The sequence below is a fragment of the Tritonibacter aquimaris genome, from assembly GCF_009617595.1.
GTDB classification, from domain to species: domain Bacteria; phylum Pseudomonadota; class Alphaproteobacteria; order Rhodobacterales; family Rhodobacteraceae; genus Epibacterium; species Epibacterium aquimaris.
In genome coordinates this window covers 1-15,502 of sequence record NZ_WIXK01000001.1, presented here as the reverse complement: position 1 = coordinate 15,502, position 15,502 = coordinate 1, and the positions used below count along the sequence as shown (strand labels likewise).

General features: G+C 56.6%; 11 protein-coding genes and 2 tRNA genes. 10 read left to right on the top strand and 3 right to left on the bottom strand.

The window, feature by feature from the left end; genetic code table 11:
- Positions 1-7 precede the first annotated feature (7 nt).
- Both mraZ and GG681_RS00060 read right to left on the bottom strand, forming a co-directional pair.
- Positions 8-466 carry a division/cell wall cluster transcriptional repressor MraZ gene (gene mraZ, locus GG681_RS00065; RefSeq protein WP_328593208.1) on the bottom strand — a complete coding sequence of 153 codons (459 nt, stop codon included), beginning with the start codon at positions 464-466 and terminating at the stop codon, positions 8-10.
- Positions 467-1,235: 769 nt separating this feature from the next.
- A complete protein-coding gene (locus tag GG681_RS00060; protein ID WP_328593207.1) occupies positions 1,236-2,312 on the bottom strand; it encodes an Mrp/NBP35 family ATP-binding protein in 1,077 nt (358 codons plus the stop codon).
- 285 nt (positions 2,313-2,597) lie between these two features.
- On the opposite strand from GG681_RS00060, the gene GG681_RS00055 reads away from it, so the two are divergent.
- Positions 2,598-2,807, top strand: a complete 210-nt coding sequence (locus GG681_RS00055) for a DUF1127 domain-containing protein (RefSeq protein WP_153543842.1) — start codon at positions 2,598-2,600, stop codon at positions 2,805-2,807.
- A 307-nt stretch (positions 2,808-3,114) separates the two neighbouring features.
- Here the strand turns inward: GG681_RS00055 and GG681_RS00050 are convergent, their stop codons facing one another.
- Complete coding sequence (locus tag GG681_RS00050) at positions 3,115-5,505, bottom strand: ATP-dependent helicase (RefSeq protein WP_153543840.1); 2,391 nt, start codon at positions 5,503-5,505, stop codon at positions 3,115-3,117.
- 219 nt (positions 5,506-5,724) lie between these two features.
- On the opposite strand from GG681_RS00050, the gene GG681_RS00045 reads away from it, so the two are divergent.
- From GG681_RS00045 to GG681_RS00005, 9 genes are all read left to right on the top strand, one after another.
- On the top strand, positions 5,725-6,363 hold the full coding sequence (locus GG681_RS00045; protein ID WP_153543838.1) for a YrbL family protein: 639 nt from the start codon (positions 5,725-5,727) through the stop codon (positions 6,361-6,363).
- 222 nt (positions 6,364-6,585) lie between these two features.
- The gene (locus GG681_RS00040) at positions 6,586-7,020 is read left to right on the top strand and encodes a BLUF domain-containing protein (protein ID WP_153543836.1); all 435 of its coding nucleotides are present in this window, start codon (positions 6,586-6,588) and stop codon (positions 7,018-7,020) included.
- A 50-nt stretch (positions 7,021-7,070) separates the two neighbouring features.
- A complete protein-coding gene (locus tag GG681_RS00035) occupies positions 7,071-8,231 on the top strand; it encodes an alpha-hydroxy acid oxidase (protein WP_153543834.1) in 1,161 nt (386 codons plus the stop codon).
- Between the two features lie 346 nt (positions 8,232-8,577).
- Entirely contained in the window at positions 8,578-12,021 is a 3,444-nt protein-coding gene (locus tag GG681_RS00030; RefSeq protein ID WP_153543832.1) for a pyruvate carboxylase, read from the top strand.
- A 74-nt stretch (positions 12,022-12,095) separates the two neighbouring features.
- A complete protein-coding gene (locus GG681_RS00025) occupies positions 12,096-12,593 on the top strand; it encodes a DUF2314 domain-containing protein (protein WP_153543830.1) in 498 nt (165 codons plus the stop codon).
- A 295-nt stretch (positions 12,594-12,888) separates the two neighbouring features.
- Positions 12,889-12,963, top strand: a tRNA-Gly gene (locus GG681_RS00020).
- Positions 12,964-13,153: 190 nt separating this feature from the next.
- Positions 13,154-13,228, top strand: a tRNA-Gly gene (locus GG681_RS00015).
- Between the two features lie 163 nt (positions 13,229-13,391).
- On the top strand, positions 13,392-14,351 hold the full coding sequence (locus GG681_RS00010; RefSeq protein ID WP_153543828.1) for a DNA cytosine methyltransferase: 960 nt from the start codon (positions 13,392-13,394) through the stop codon (positions 14,349-14,351).
- Positions 14,352-14,442: 91 nt separating this feature from the next.
- Positions 14,443-15,363, top strand: coding sequence for a NaeI family type II restriction endonuclease (locus tag GG681_RS00005; protein WP_153543825.1), 921 nt, complete (start codon positions 14,443-14,445; stop codon positions 15,361-15,363).
- Positions 15,364-15,502: the final 139 nt, after the last annotated feature.

Here is a 15,502-nt window from a genome sequence, read left to right as displayed (position 1 = left end):
AATTCCCTCAGATACCATCCAGGAACTCCGTTGGATCAAAGTCCTCGGGCAGCTCTTCCATCCATTTTTCGCTTTGCGCCAGTTCTTCGGCTTCATAGACGTCCGGATTCCAAATCTGGAACGTGTCACCGGCTGCAATGAAAAAGGCTTCTTTTTCCAGTTCGATTTTGTTGCGCAGCTTGGCGGGCAGAACCAGGCGTCCGGTCTCATCCACAGTTGTAGGGAAGGACTGGCCATGGAACATGCGATGCAACATCTTGCGCTGCATGGAGCCGCGCGGCAAGGCTGCAATCTTTTCATCCACCTCATTGATGGCTTCGATGGTGTAAACCTCAAGAAACTTGCGGCGCTCGTCACCATAGACGATCACAAGCTCTGGATTATCACCGGATTGCCAATTTGGGTCAGCAGCTTCGAGCACACGGCGAAAGGAGGCCGGAATCGACACCCGCCCCTTCGTGTCCACCTTATGGTGGCCTTCGCCTCTGAACATGCGACCCAAAAGACCGCTCCTTCGTTCGCGCTTCGCGCTGTCCCGTCCCCCAAAATTAAAAGGGGCGAGTTGATCTGCTGCCACTGATCAACCCGCCTCCACGTCCCGCTGAGCGGGGTGTCCGACTGCGCGCGCCACCTGGGGGGATGTCTGCTCGCCCGCGCGCCGGATCTCTTGTTTTTCGATGAAAGCGAAGGCCTGTATGAAACCTGCTTATTATTGTGGTCGGGGTCGTTTAGATGCCCCTGCTCTCCGTCTCAGTCGATGAATAAGGGATACTATGGGAATTAATGGGATGACAACCTTTATTTTCAGAAAATGACCGGAGTCGCCTTTAAATTTGGATAGATATTTGACTCACAAGGCTCCGATTCTTTCGACATACACGTTATTGTGTATAATCGACGCAAACGGACGCGATATATAGACATTCGAGAGCTTTCAAAAACCTCCCATAAATTCCCACGTGATCTGAAGGAGCAATCACCCTACCAAGGCACCTCCGCACGTGTTCTCCATGTGTTCCCAAAAACACAGGGCATAGCGATGCAAAAATGCGATCCGAAGTGATTCGTTTTGAAAATTAGAGCGCGAATTCACCCCTACGGCCCAACTCAGCCCCAATTGGCCCATGAATTCCCATGGATCCCATGAATTCCCAAAACCGAGACAAAATACCAAGGTTTCATGGGGAAATCATGGGACCAGCGCCGCACATCGCACAGACGTGGGCCACAATGCGCTACAGAACGCCGTCTTTGATCAGCTTCTGCGCCATCTGCATATAGGCGCGCCCCATAGCGCCATCTTCCAGCGCAACGGGACGCCCCTGATCCCCGGCAAGCCGGGTTTCCAGATCAATCGGCAACATGGCCAGCAATGGCAGGTCCAGCTCTTCGGCCGCATCCGCAACACCACCATGGCCAAAGATGTGATATTCGCCACCACAATCCGGGCAGCAGAAATGGGACATGTTCTCAATCATACCAAGCACCGGGGTGCGCAGCTTTTCAAACATCGTCAGCGCCTTGCGCGCATCAATCAGGGCCACGTCCTGCGGCGTACTAACCACAATCGCCCCATCCAAATCGGATTTGCCACATAGGGTCAGCTGCACATCACCAGTGCCCGGTGGCAGATCCACCAACAACACATCAAGCTCTCCCCAGTTCACCTGGGTCAGCATCTGCTGCATTGCACCTTTCAGCATCGGCCCACGCCAGATGACGGCCTCATCTTCCTCAACCATCATGCCAATCGACATCACAGTCACCCCATGGGCCTGCACCGGATTGATGTTTTGATTATCCCCCAATGAGAGCTGCCCCTGCACCCCCATCATCCGCGGCTGGCTTGGCCCATATATATCAGCATCCAACAGCCCCACCTTGCGCCCCTGACGCGCCAGCGCCACCGCAAGATTGGAACTCACCGTGGATTTACCAACCCCGCCCTTGCCAGACCCAATCGCAATAAGGCGCTTAACCCCCGACGGACGCATCGGCCCGCGCTGGGTCTGCATGTGGCGGCCAAGGCGCAACTGCGGAGCGGCGGCAGGCTGCTCAGCCTCACCTTGATGCGCCGTCATTACAATAGAGACGGAACTCACGCCCTCAAGCGACAGCACAGCCGCTTCGGCCCCGCGCCGCAAAGGCTCCATCAGCTCGGCGATTTTGGCACTCGGCGCCTCAAACACCATGCTGACCTTACCATCTTCGGCCCGCAGCGCCCGCAGCACATCATTGGAAACCAAGCCCCCGTCACCGGGAAACGGCAGGTTTTCCAGAACATCTCGAATCAGGTCTTCCAATTTTGCCACAGTGCTCTCCTGGGTTTTGGCTCATATAATCTGTCACCGCACAAGACCCAAGACACCAAATTTGCAAGAATTTGGGTTTGGCCAAATTGGGCTGTCAAATATTTAGCCAAAACTCATCTTTTGGAATGAAACGAAGCTATTCTTCGAATTTATTCGATACTTTGAATAAACAACCCATGCATTTTGCGCATAGCGGGCTTGTTGACTCATCCATTGTGCAGCCGCAGCAATCGGCTATCTTAGTCTCAACAAACGAACGCAAGACAACACAACGGACACGTCGAAATGGCCACCGCACTTCAACATAGCTCCCTGAAAGCCCCTGCAGGCAACTCAGTTCTGGATATCGCTATCAAGAAGTTGAAAGCCTTTCGCACATACCGCACTGCGTTGAATGAGCTTCGTTCGCTGAGCAACCGGGAATTGGCAGATCTTGGCCTACACCGGAGCATGATCAAACGTGTCGCACTTGAGGCGGCCTACGACGGTATTTAAATAGAGATCAGGCCCTCCTCCTCCTCCCTTGGGTCTGTTTTCAGCGGCGACATCCTCCTCCTCCTCCCTGATGTCGCCGCTCCCTACTACGGCCAATTGGCCAGACATACATCAGGGCCTCCTCCTCCCTTGCTCTGATGTTACAAAGAACGGCGGCACCCCTCCTCCTCCCTGGTGCCGCCGTTTTTTTATGCCTTCCCCTCAGCCAAATGCGTGCCTGCTTCCGCCCTGCGGTAGCACCAAAAAAACACCCGCCGAAACCGGCGGGCGCATTGTGTTAAAAATCGTACTTCAGCCTGCTTGACGCTTAAAACGGCACGTCCCCGTCCGAACTCACAAAGCGCGACACCACTTTTTTGACGCCTGCCTTTTCAAAATCGACCTCAAGCTTGTCGCCCTCGATACCAATCACTGCGCCATAGCCGAATTTCTGGTGAAACACCCGATCCCCCAGGGTAAAGGACGCAACCGCGCTCAGCTCAATCACCGGCTTTTTGCTGGGTGAAGTTGATGTTTCATGGCTGCCAGCACGCGCACGCATGCGCTTCCAGCCCGGCGAATTATAGGCATCCGCATCCGCAACCCGCTGATCGATTGACGAGGCAGCAGGCGCCGCTGCGCCATAGCCACCCCCATAGAGGCCCGGTGGTGTCAGTACCTCTACATGGTCCTCCGGCAGCTCATCGACAAAACGCGACGGAAGCTGTGATTGCCACTGGCCAAACACCCGGCGATTGCCCGCAAATGAAATTGTGCAAACCTCTTCGGCGCGGGTAATGCCCACATAGGCCAGCCGCCGCTCTTCTTCGAGCCCCTTAAGGCCGCTTTCATCCATCGAACGCTGCGACGGAAACAGCCCATCTTCCCAGCCGGGCAAAAACACCGCAGGGAACTCCAGACCTTTGGCGGCATGGAGGGTCATAATGCTGACTTTCTCCTCAGCATCCTGTTTGTCATTGTCCATAACCAGGCTGACGTGCTCCAAAAACCCTTGCAGGTTTTCAAAAGATTCCAACGCCTTGACCAGTTCCTTCAGATTTTCAAGCCGCCCCGGAGCCTCGGGCGTTTTGTCGTTTTGCCACATGGTGGTGTAGCCGCTTTCATCCAGGATGATTTCAGCGAGCTCCATATGGGTGACACCCCCATCCCCCGCCATCCGGCCCCAGCGCGCGATATCATCGACAAGTGTGCGCAAAGCCGCGCCGCCCTTGCCCTTGATCAACCCGCTCTCAACTGCGATCCGCGCCCCTTCCACCAAAGACACGCCATTTTCGCGCGCGGTATTCTGAATGGTCTGCTGCGCCTTATTGCCAAGGCCGCGTTTTGGCGTGTTGACGATCCGTTCAAATGCCAGCCCATCATCGGGCGATGTCACCACCCGGAAATAGGCCATGGCATCGCGAATTTCCAACCGCTCATAAAACCGCGGGCCACCAATGACGCGGTATGGCAGACCAATGGTCAGAAAACGATCTTCAAAGGCGCGCATCTGATGCGATGCACGCACCAGAATCGCCATTTGGTTCAAACCCATTGGGCGCACGCCACGGCTGCCGCGCTGCATGGATTCGATTTCTTCACCGATCCAACGCGCCTCCTCTTCACCGTCCCAATGGCCGATCAGGCGCACTTTCTCGCCGCCTTCTGCCGCGGTCCATAGCTCCTTGCCCAGCCGCCCCTGATTGCCCCGGATCACATTGGAGGCCGCCGCCAGAATATGCGCGGTTGATCGATAGTTCTGCTCCAGCCGCACGGTCTTTGCGCCAGGAAAATCCTTTTCAAACCGTAAGATATTGCCCACTTCGGCACCGCGCCAGCCATAGATCGACTGATCATCATCGCCAACGCAGCAGATATTGTGATGGGCGCTCGCCAGCAGGCGCAGCCACAGATACTGCGCCACGTTGGTATCTTGATATTCGTCCACCATGATATAGCGGAACCAGCGCTGATACTGCGTCAGCACATCCGCATGGGTCTGGAAAATCGTCACCACATGCAGCAGCAAATCACCAAAATCGACTGCATTCAGTTCAAGCAGCCGACGCTGATACTGTTTATAAAGATCGGGGCCCTTGTTGTTAAACGCACCCGCATCAGCCGTTGGCACCCGATCCGGCGTCAACGCGCGGTTTTTCCAATCATCAATCACACTGGCAAGCGCGCGCGCGGGCCAGCGTTTATCATCAATACCGTTGGCCTGAATGAGCTGCTTCAACAATCGCACCTGATCATCGGTGTCGAGAATGGTGAAGTTTGATTTCAGATGCAGCGCAGGTCGCGCATCCTCAATCACCCCATTGCTGTCATCCATTGCGATCAATTCAGCATGGCGGCGCAGGATTTTCACACAGATAGAATGGAAAGTGCCAAGCCACGGCACGCCTTCAATCGCGCCCCCCAGCATATTGCCGACGCGCTCTTTCATCTCACGCGCAGCTTTATTGGTGAAGGTCACCGCCAGAATCTCATTCGGGCGCGCACTATTGGTGTTGAGCAGATGCACAATCCGCGTCGTCAACGCCTTGGTCTTGCCTGTGCCCGCGCCTGCAAGCATCAGCACAGGTCCATCCAGACATTCCACTGCCTCCCGCTGGGCCGGGTTCAGCCCATCAAGATAAGGCGTAGGCCGCGCCGCCATAGCGCGGGTGGAAAGCGATGCGCCCTCAAAGGCGTCCATTTCGTCAAAGCTGCTCATGAAGATAAACTACAGCGCATGAACGCGAAGGTGAAGACTTGTTCTTTCTTTGTTCGAAAATTGTCATTGCACAAAAGGCGTGATCGGCTGGCTCATATAAATGTATCAAATATGTGACATTTGTAATTTTTGACCCTCGCCACTCGCGCTATCCGGTCGCACCCCCTCGTTTTTTGTGTGTTTCACTTACAAAACAAACTTCGAACCAGCTATTGCAACATGATTGTTCTCTCAAACTCGTCCCCCATCGCCCGCGGCGGCAATCGCAGCGTATATATTTTTCCGGGTCGCAAGGACCGCCTGATCAAAGTCCTCCACAGCCTGGACCGGAAGAGAAATCGCAAAGGGTTAAAGGGGGTTATCCGTCGACGATTCCCGATGACCCTGTATCGCTTCCTATTTCGCGAATACGACAGCTACCTGCGCACAATGGTTGAGCTAAAAAACCCAGAACTTAATCCGCCGCTAGCCCACCAATGGGGATTGGTGGAAACAGACATGGGTCTTGGCATGGTCTGTGAACGCATTCAGATGGGGGATAAGAACACGGCGCCCACACTCAAATCACTGGTAGCGCACGGCGAACTGGCGCCGCATATGGAGCTTTTGAACCAGTTCGCGCGCGATATGTTTAAATATCACGTACGTGTAAATGATCTGAATGCGGATAATGTGGTGCTTGGCACGCGGGACGGCAAACCGCAATTTGTGCTGATCGATGGGCTGGGTGACAGCTGGGTCATCCCGCTCAGACGCTGGTCCACCCGCGTGAATGAACCCAGTCTGCACAAACGCATCCATCGGCTGACGCTCAGCCTCGATCTATCCTGGGATCCGGACACGCTAACAGTGTCCTGATCACCAGCCTGCTGCCCGGCCCGCCCATCTGATAGTCCAGCATCACGCGCAATACATCGCGCCCGGCGCGCACAAAGACACCTACTTCTGTATGCGCCCTTGTACGAAAGGGGGCTGCGCTCGCCTTTTACGCGCACGCAACGCCTGCGTTTTCCCCTTAAACTGAATTCACAACACATCACAGCCGGAGAATCCCGCAGCAACACATAATTTGGAGGCCCTATGCATAGATTGATTTATCTGAGCCAACTGACCCGCAACATGTCCCATAACGAAGTTGCCGCAATGGTTGCCCGCGCCCAGGAACGCAACAAAAGCGCCGGGCTCACCGGGTTGCTAATCTTTATGCAGGGGCGTTTCTTTCAGGTGCTCGAAGGTCCCGAAACCGCGGTGGATCATTGTTTCGCCCGCATCCAGCAAGATACCCGCCACGGCGGCATGCGGCTGCTCTCTAGCAGCGAGATCAAAACCCGCGCCTTCCCCGACTGGAAGATGAGCCTATTTTACCCCGAACAGCTACCACAACAGGCACATGAGGCGGTGATGTCAATTGACACGCTTTTGCCAATGAACAGCCCTGAACGTGGAGATTGCCCAAAGGTGCGCGGGCTAGTGCGCGAATTCCTTGCAAGTTTCACCCGTATGGCCGCTGCATAAGACAGTCAGAAGGTACTGGACAAAGCGGCAAATAGATCAATGATGCAGCCATGACGCTGCACAACCGCTACCCTGCTCTCGAAGACCTGCGCCACCGCGCGCGCCGCCGCCTGCCCAAATTCGTTTGGGAGTACCTCGACAGCGGCACCGGGCAGGAATACTGCAAGCGGCGCAATCGCGCGGCACTGGATCGGATCGGCTTTCTGCCCTCTGTTCTGCATGGGCCGCTGGAGTGCAGCCTTGAAACCCAATTTCTTGGCCACGCCCTGCCGGTGCCGCTGGGCATGGCCCCCTTGGGCATGTCTGGGCTGATCTGGCCCGACGCCGAAGGCCATCTCGCCCGTGCCGCACGGGACGCAGGCCTGCCCTATGGGTTATCAACCGTCGCCAGCCAAAGCCCCGAAGATCTGAAAGACCAGTTTGGCCAACACGGCTGGTTTCAGCTTTATCCCCCCAAAGATCCCGACATCCGAAAAGACATGTTGCAACGCGCCAAGGCAGCCGGGTTTCACACGCTGGTTCTGACCGTGGATGTGCCCGTAGCCTCGCGTCGTGAACGCCAGACCCGCTCTGGCCTGACCCAGCCCCCACGGCTGACGCCACGCCTGATGGCGCAGGTGGCGCAGCGCCCAGCCTGGGCCTGGGGAATGGCGCGGCGCGGCATGCCACATATGCGCACACTTGATAAATACACCACCGATCCCTCCAGCGGTCCGTCCACCGTCCGCTCCTCAACCGCCCATATCGGCTACCTGCTGCGCACCTCACCGGATTGGGATTACCTCGATTGGCTGCGCGACCATTGGGATGGCCATCTGATCATAAAAGGCGTGCTGCGCGCCGAAGATGCCAGCCAGCTTGAACAGCGCGGGGTGGATGCAATCTGGGTGTCAAACCACGCCGGTCGCCAGTTCGATGCAGCGCCCGCCAGCATTGACGCCCTGCCCGCGATCCGGGCCGCCACTACGCTGCCGCTTATTTTTGACAGCGGGGTGGAAACCGGGCTGGATGTGTTGCGCGCCATCGCGCTTGGCGCTGATCTGGTGATGCTTGGACGCGGCTTTCACTTTGCGCTCGCCGCACTCGGACCCACAGGCCCCGCGCATTTGATTGATATTTTGCGCCAGGATCTGCTGGCCAATATGGGCCAGCTTGGCATCAGCGACCTTGCAGACATCCGAAAGGTAGAGCGTGTCGCGCTCAGCGCCTAAAATAGGCGCAGGGCCTGTAAAAACTCACACCGCCGCGCCCAATAATGCAGATCTTTGCAAGAACACCGCCCTACTGTGATGAAATTCACATAAAATACCCACAGCAGCGCCATGGGTGATTCGCGATTTGATACCGCTAAACTGCACAATTTGCGTTTGAAGCCGCCACAAAACTGCAAAAGAGACGTAATTAAATGTCTTGGTACATTTTATTTACCAGTCAATAAGGCGCTGTAAATAAACGCAAATACCTAAAAACGACACCTAAATACCCAATTATGACAGTATACGGATGCCGTTCTTGCACCTAACACTTTCGCCCAAACCGAGTTTACCGGGGGAACAAATGACCGACTTCAACAAGATCCTGATCGCAAACCGTGGTGAGATTGCGATCCGCGTGATGCGGGCAGCCAATGAAATGGGCAAAAAGACCGTTGCGGTCTATGCCGAAGAAGACAAACTGGGCCTGCACCGGTTCAAAGCTGATGAAGCCTACCGCATCGGCGAAGGTCTTGGCCCTGTTGCCGCCTATCTGTCGATCGATGAAATCATCCGCGTTGCCAAGGAAAGCGGCGCAGATGCGATCCACCCGGGCTATGGTCTTTTGTCTGAAAACCCGGAGTTTGTAGATGCCTGCGCCCGCAACGGCATCACCTTCATCGGCCCCAAGGCAGAAACCATGCGCGCGCTTGGCGACAAAGCCTCTGCCCGTAAGGTTGCGATCGAGGCCAATGTTCCCGTCATCCCCGCCACCGAAGTGCTGGGCGATGATATGGAAGCCATCAAAAAAGAGGCGGCCGAGGTCGGCTATCCTTTGATGCTGAAGGCCTCCTGGGGTGGTGGCGGACGCGGCATGCGTCCGATCATGAGCGAAGATGAGCTCGAAGAAAAAGTACTCGAAGGCCGCCGCGAAGCCGAAGCCGCATTTGGCAATGGCGAAGGCTACCTTGAAAAAATGATCACCCGTGCGCGCCACGTTGAGGTGCAGATCCTGGGTGACAAACATGGTGAGATCTATCACCTGTGGGAGCGTGACTGTTCGGTTCAGCGCCGCAACCAGAAAGTGGTGGAACGCGCCCCCGCGCCTTACCTCACCGAAGAACAACGCACCGAACTGTGTGATCTGGGCCGCAAGATCTGCGCCCATGTGAACTACCAATGCGCGGGCACCGTTGAATTCCTGATGGATATGAACACCGGCAAGTTCTACTTCATTGAAGTGAACCCCCGCGTGCAGGTGGAACATACCGTCACCGAAGAAGTCACCGGCATCGACATCGTTCAGGCGCAGATCCTGATCTCTGAAGGCAAACCCCTGGCAGAAGCCACCGGCAAAGCCTCGCAGGATGAAATCCGTCTCAACGGTCACGCGCTGCAGACCCGCGTCACCACAGAAGATCCGCTGAACAACTTCATCCCGGATTATGGCCGTATCGCAGCCTACCGCAGCGCCACCGGCATGGGCATCCGTCTTGATGGCGGCACCGCTTACTCAGGTGGGGTGATCACCCGGTACTATGACAGCCTGCTGACCAAAGTGACCGCCTGGGCCCCAACGCCCGAAAAGGCCATCGCCCGTATGGACCGCGCTCTGCGTGAATTCCGTGTACGTGGCGTGTCTACAAACATCGCCTTTGTGGAAAACCTGCTGAAGCATCCGACCTTCCTCAGCAATGAATACACCACCAAATTCATCGATGAGACCCCGGATCTGTTCCACTTTGCCAAGCGTCGCGACCGTGGCACCAAAGTTCTGAACTATATCGCCGACATCACCGTGAACGGCCATCCGGAAACCGAGGGCCGTGCCAAACCCGCAGCCGATGTAAAAGAGCCCCGCGCGCCCAAGATCGAAGCGGGCAACACCCCCTACGGCACCCGCAACCTGCTGGAGCAAAAAGGCGCACAGGCAGTTGCTGACTGGATGAAAGCCCAGCGTCAGCTCTTGTTGACCGACACCACCATGCGTGACGGCCACCAGTCGCTGCTGGCGACCCGCATGCGCTCGCATGATATGATCAAGGTTGCGCCTGCTTATGCGCAAAACCTCAGCCAGCTGTTCTCGGTTGAATGCTGGGGCGGTGCGACCTTTGATGTGGCTTATCGCTTCTTGCAGGAATGCCCCTGGCAGCGCCTGCGCGATCTGCGCGACGCCATGCCAAACCTGATGACACAGATGTTGCTGCGCGCATCCAACGGCGTGGGCTACACCAACTACCCCGACAATGTGGTTGAAAGCTTTGTAAAACAGGCTGCCACTTCGGGTGTTGATGTGTTCCGCGTGTTTGACAGCCTGAACTGGGTGGAAAACATGCGCGTTGCCATGGATGCGGTGGTCGATAGCGGCAAGATCTGCGAAGGCACCATCTGCTACACCGGTGATATCCTTGATCCGGCGCGCGCCAAATATGACATCAAATACTATGTTGGCATGGCCAAAGAGCTGGAAGCCGCCGGTGCCCATGTTCTTGGTCTGAAAGACATGGCAGGCCTGCTGAAACCAGCCTCTGCTCGGGTTCTGGTGAAAGCGCTGAAAGAAGAGGTCGGCCTGCCGATCCACTTCCACACCCATGACACCTCAGGCATTGCCGGCGCGACCATTCTCGCCGCAGCTGATGCTGGTGTTGACGCGGTGGATGCAGCAATGGACGCCTTCTCAGGCGGCACCTCGCAGCCCTGCCTTGGCTCCATCGTGGAAGGTCTGAAAAACACCGACCGCGACACCGGTCTCGATATCGCCAAGATCCGCGAAATCTCAGGTTACTGGGAACAGGTGCGCGGCCAGTATGTCGCCTTTGAAAGCGGCCTTCAGGCCCCGGCCTCTGAGGTGTATCTGCACGAGATGCCCGGTGGCCAGTTCACCAACCTCAAAGCCCAGGCGCGCAGCCTCGGCCTTGAAGAGCGCTGGAGCGAAGTGGCGCAAGCCTATGCGGACGCCAACCAGATGTTTGGTGACATCGTAAAAGTGACCCCCTCCTCCAAGGTTGTGGGTGACATGGCGCTGATGATGGTCAGCCAGAACATCACCCGCGAAGAGGTGGAAAGCCCCACAAATGATGTGGCCTTCCCCGACTCGGTTGTGGATATGATGCGCGGCAACCTGGGCCAGCCTCCCGGTGGCTTCCCTGAAGGCATCGTGAACAAGGTGCTGAAAGGCGACGCCCCCAACACCGCCCGCCCCGGTGCCCACCTGGCCCCGATCGATCTGGAGCAGACCCGCAAGGATCTGTCTGCGGAACTCGAAGGCTTTGCCGTCGATAACGAAGATCTCAACGGCTACCTGATGTATCCCAAGGTTTTCCTCGACTATATGGGCCGTCACCGCACCTATGGTCCGGTTCGTGCGCTGCCGACCAAGACCTTCTTTTACGGCATGACACCGCGCGAAGAGATCACCGCAGAAATCGCTCCGGGCAAAACCCTGGAAATCCGCCTGCAGGCGATTGGTGAGACCGACGACAAAGGAGAGGTCAAAGTCTTCTTCGAACTCAACGGTCAGCCCCGTGTGATCCGAGTGCCAAACCGCAAGGTGGCCGCAACCCAGGCTGCCAATAAAAAGGCCGAAGCAGGCAATGCCAACCACATCGGCGCGCCGATGCCGGGTGTTGTGGCCTCGGTTGCGGTTCAGCCGGGACAAGAGGTCAAAGAAGGTGACCTGCTGCTGACAATTGAAGCGATGAAGATGGAAACCGGCATCCACGCTGAACGCGACGCCACCATCACCGCGGTTCATATTCAGGCCGGCGGTCAGATCGACGCAAAAGACCTGCTGATCGAGCTGGAATAACGCCAGCAATCAGCACTAAGATCCAATCCTGCGGGGGCCTCTGCCTTCGCAGGATTTTTTTTGAGGTTTTATAGATGCTGAAATCAATTGTTGCAGCGCTTGCCCTAACGGCCACTTCCGTTATGACGTCCTGGGCTGGGGACCCACTTTATACCTTTGGAGAGCGCCATCCAGAAATGGAACAAGCCATCGTTGAGGCACGAATAACCCTACCGAAGTTTCTTTCCGCTGTTACGCAACCGGACAATAGCCTGCACCCGACGAGCATGTTGAAAGTCTCCGTCCCCGTCGATGCACCAAACACCGAAGAAGAGATTATCTGGGTCGACTCTGTCAGCCGCGAGGGGTCTACATTTATCGGACAACTCGCCAATGCACCCAATCATATGCCAGGCCTAACAAAAGGCAGCCAGATCCAATTTGAAGAAAACGCCATTTTTGACTGGTCAATCTGGGGAGACGACGGGAAGCTCTACGGAAACTACACTACCCGTGTCATGCTGCCCGAGCTGGATCTTGAAACAGCCCAGAGTTTGCGGAATCTCCTATCTGAGCCCCGCTCCCCCTGGTAAAACCTGCGCCCGTTGCGCAAATCCGTTAACGGGGCGTACGGTGCAAAATTTTCACGTTGCACTAACTTGACCGACATCGCGCAGGATGTCGCGACGCGCACCACAATCGGTTGCGGCGGCCCATAATTTCAAATGTTTCGCATGCGAAACAATGGGGCAGCGTCACTGACCTTGCCTGCCCCAACCCCGGTGCAAACCGTAAACAAGCGCCTTCGGAAAAAAAGCGCACCACAGGTGCATTTTGCCCTTGCAGCCCTGCGCTGCTTTGCCTAAACACCGCGTCACCGATAAGGAAGCGGGCGTAGCTCAGGGGTAGAGCATAACCTTGCCAAGGTTAGGGTCGGGCGTTCGAATCGCCTCGCCCGCTCCAATCGGTTCTCACTTAAAATCAGATAGTTACATGCGCATCACCCGGTGATCCTGCATGGGCCAACTGTGCGCCCCCTCTTTGGGACACGTATGAAATGCGGCGTAAAAACTTTGATTTTCATTTACCAAAATTCATTTTTCACCTTGCAGGCCGCGCGCGCATATCCTATTCACTCCCTCACCGAAAGGAAGCGGGCGTAGCTCAGGGGTAGAGCATAACCTTGCCAAGGTTAGGGTCGGGCGTTCGAATCGCCTCGCCCGCTCCATTCGGTCGAACACCTTCGAATGAGCCGCCTTTTGGGGCGGTTTTTTTATGCCCGATCGCTTTGATCCGCAAACAGCATATCCTCGGAATCACCTTGATCGGAATCGCTGCCCCCGATAGGAACAGAGGGCGAACAATCCAACAGATCCAAAAGACGGGGTGAGATGCTGACATCGGTGGAACTTTGCGCAGGTGCAGGCGGTCAGGCTCTCGGATTGGAACGTGCGGGCTTTGATCACACAGCCCTTGTGGAAATCGACAAACACTGCTGCGCCACCCTGCGCCACAACCGGCCAAACTGGAACGTCCTCGAAGAGGATGTGCGCGATTTCAAGGAACGCGCCAGTGACTATGCGGGCATTGATCTTCTGGCGGGCGGCCTGCCCTGCCCACCCTTTTCGGTTGCGGGCAAACAGCTCGGCGAAAAAGATGAGCGCAACCTGTTTGATGATGCAATGGAAATTGTCGACGCCACCCGCCCCCGCGCGGTGATGATCGAAAACGTGCGCGGCTTTCTTGATGCGGTGTTTCTGGACTATCGCGAGAAACTAAAAAAACAGCTGAAGAAACTCGGCTATGAAACCGACTGGCGACTGCTTAATGCTTCCGATTTTGGCGTGCCGCAGCTGCGCCCCCGTGTGGTGATCATTGCACTGCGCAAAGAATTCAGCGGCCAGTTTTCCTGGCCCGACCCTTTGCCGCACAACCCGCCGACTGTGGGCGAAACCCTGATTGACCTGATGAAAGAACGCGGCTGGCGCGGCGCGGATGCCTGGAAAGAACAGGCCAGCGAAATTGCCCCAACCATTGTGGGTGGGTCGAAAAAACACGGTGGCCCCGATCTTGGCCCCACCCGTGCGCGCCGCGCCTGGGCTGCGCTTGGTGTTGAGGGGCGCACTATCGCCAATGAGGCCCCCGACCCGTTTCACAACGATATGCCCCGCCTCACCTGCCGCATGGTGGCACGCATTCAGGGCTTTCCGGATGAATGGCATTTCACCGGGGCAAAAACCAACGCCTACCGCCAGGTTGGCAATGCCTTCCCGCCACCAGTTGCCGCTGCCGTGGCCAAGGAACTGCGCAAAGCGATTGCGCGCCCCAACCTGCGCTCCGTCTCAGCCTGAGCCCGCGCATCTGCAAAAGCGCCACACCCGCCTTTTCACCTTTTTATAAATACTCATTGCGCCCCCGCGCAGCTTTGCGAAACATGAGCGCATGAAACGCACCCTTCCCCCCAGCGCCCTCTCACCGGATCATCCAGATATTGCGCGCCTCACGGCATTGGCGGCAGAAATCACCACCCGCGCCGGTGGCGCGCTTGAGCTGGAACAGCGCTTCCCCCAGATGCTGCGTGACTGCATCGATGCAGTGATCATGACCGCCAAAACCGGTCGCCGCAGCTATGAGGAACTGGAAAAAACCGAAAAAACCTATATCGGCACCCGGGTGGAAATAGAACTGCGCGCCCTTCTCAAGCTCAAGAAAGGGCGTCTTGATACCGAAATTCTCGGTCAGGACGTCGATATCAAAAACACCATGGGCACAAATTGGATGATCCCAACCGAAGCTGTCGATCATCCTTGCATACTGGTCGCCGCTGATGAGCCACGGGCGCGGTGTTATCTTGGCCTGATTGTCGCGCGCGAATCCTACCTGACGACCGGAAAAAACAAAGACGCCAAACGCAGCATTTCCGCCGAAGGGTTTGGCCATATTCTGTGGCTCCTCAAGGAGCAGCCCTATCCGGCCAATTTCTGGCGCACTGCATCAGAACAGGCGGTGGAACAGATCTTTGCAGGCACATCCGGCAATGCGCGGATGGCGGAGCTGTTTCGCCAATTCCCAAACACCCCCATTGCGCGCGACGTGATTGAAGCGGTTGCGCTGCAAAAAGACTTCACCCGCCGCATCCGCAAGGACAAGGGCCGCGGCACCCGCGACATCTTAGAGCGCGAAGGCATCGCCCTGATGGAAGGGCGCGATCATGCGCAGCTGATCAAAGCCTTCGATCTGCCCGCCTGCTCTCATGGCTCGTTCATCTCATATCGGCCCGAAACCACCCGCGCGCTGGCGCTTGCCCGTCAGGCCGGGTTTGGTGATCTGCCGGATCTCCCCCCTACTGCTACGCCAAACTGATTTTTTTCAAACAAACCAGCATTTTCCACTTGCGCTCCGACGCAGGCTTTCGTAAATCCCCGCTCACCGAAAGGAAGCGGGCGTAGCTCAGGGGTAGAGCATAACCTTGCCAAGGTTAGGGTCGGGCGTTCGAATCGCC

What these genes read in the sequence shown, in the direction of transcription:
- GG681_RS00010 (WP_153543828.1), top strand. Translation starts at nt 13,392, where the DNA reads ATGCTGACATCGGTGGAACTTTGCGCAGGTGCAGGCGGTCAGGCTCTC.
- GG681_RS00030 (WP_153543832.1), top strand. Translation starts at nt 8,578, where the DNA reads ATGACCGACTTCAACAAGATCCTGATCGCAAACCGTGGTGAGATTGCG.
- GG681_RS00005 (WP_153543825.1), top strand. Translation starts at nt 14,443, where the DNA reads ATGAAACGCACCCTTCCCCCCAGCGCCCTCTCACCGGATCATCCAGAT.
- GG681_RS00040 (WP_153543836.1), top strand. Translation starts at nt 6,586, where the DNA reads ATGCATAGATTGATTTATCTGAGCCAACTGACCCGCAACATGTCCCAT.
- GG681_RS00050 (WP_153543840.1), bottom strand. Translation starts at nt 5,505, where the DNA reads ATGAGCAGCTTTGACGAAATGGACGCCTTTGAGGGCGCATCGCTTTCC.
- GG681_RS00025 (WP_153543830.1), top strand. Translation starts at nt 12,096, where the DNA reads ATGCTGAAATCAATTGTTGCAGCGCTTGCCCTAACGGCCACTTCCGTT.
- GG681_RS00035 (WP_153543834.1), top strand. Translation starts at nt 7,071, where the DNA reads ATGACGCTGCACAACCGCTACCCTGCTCTCGAAGACCTGCGCCACCGC.
- GG681_RS00045 (WP_153543838.1), top strand. Translation starts at nt 5,725, where the DNA reads ATGATTGTTCTCTCAAACTCGTCCCCCATCGCCCGCGGCGGCAATCGC.
- GG681_RS00055 (WP_153543842.1), top strand. Translation starts at nt 2,598, where the DNA reads ATGGCCACCGCACTTCAACATAGCTCCCTGAAAGCCCCTGCAGGCAAC.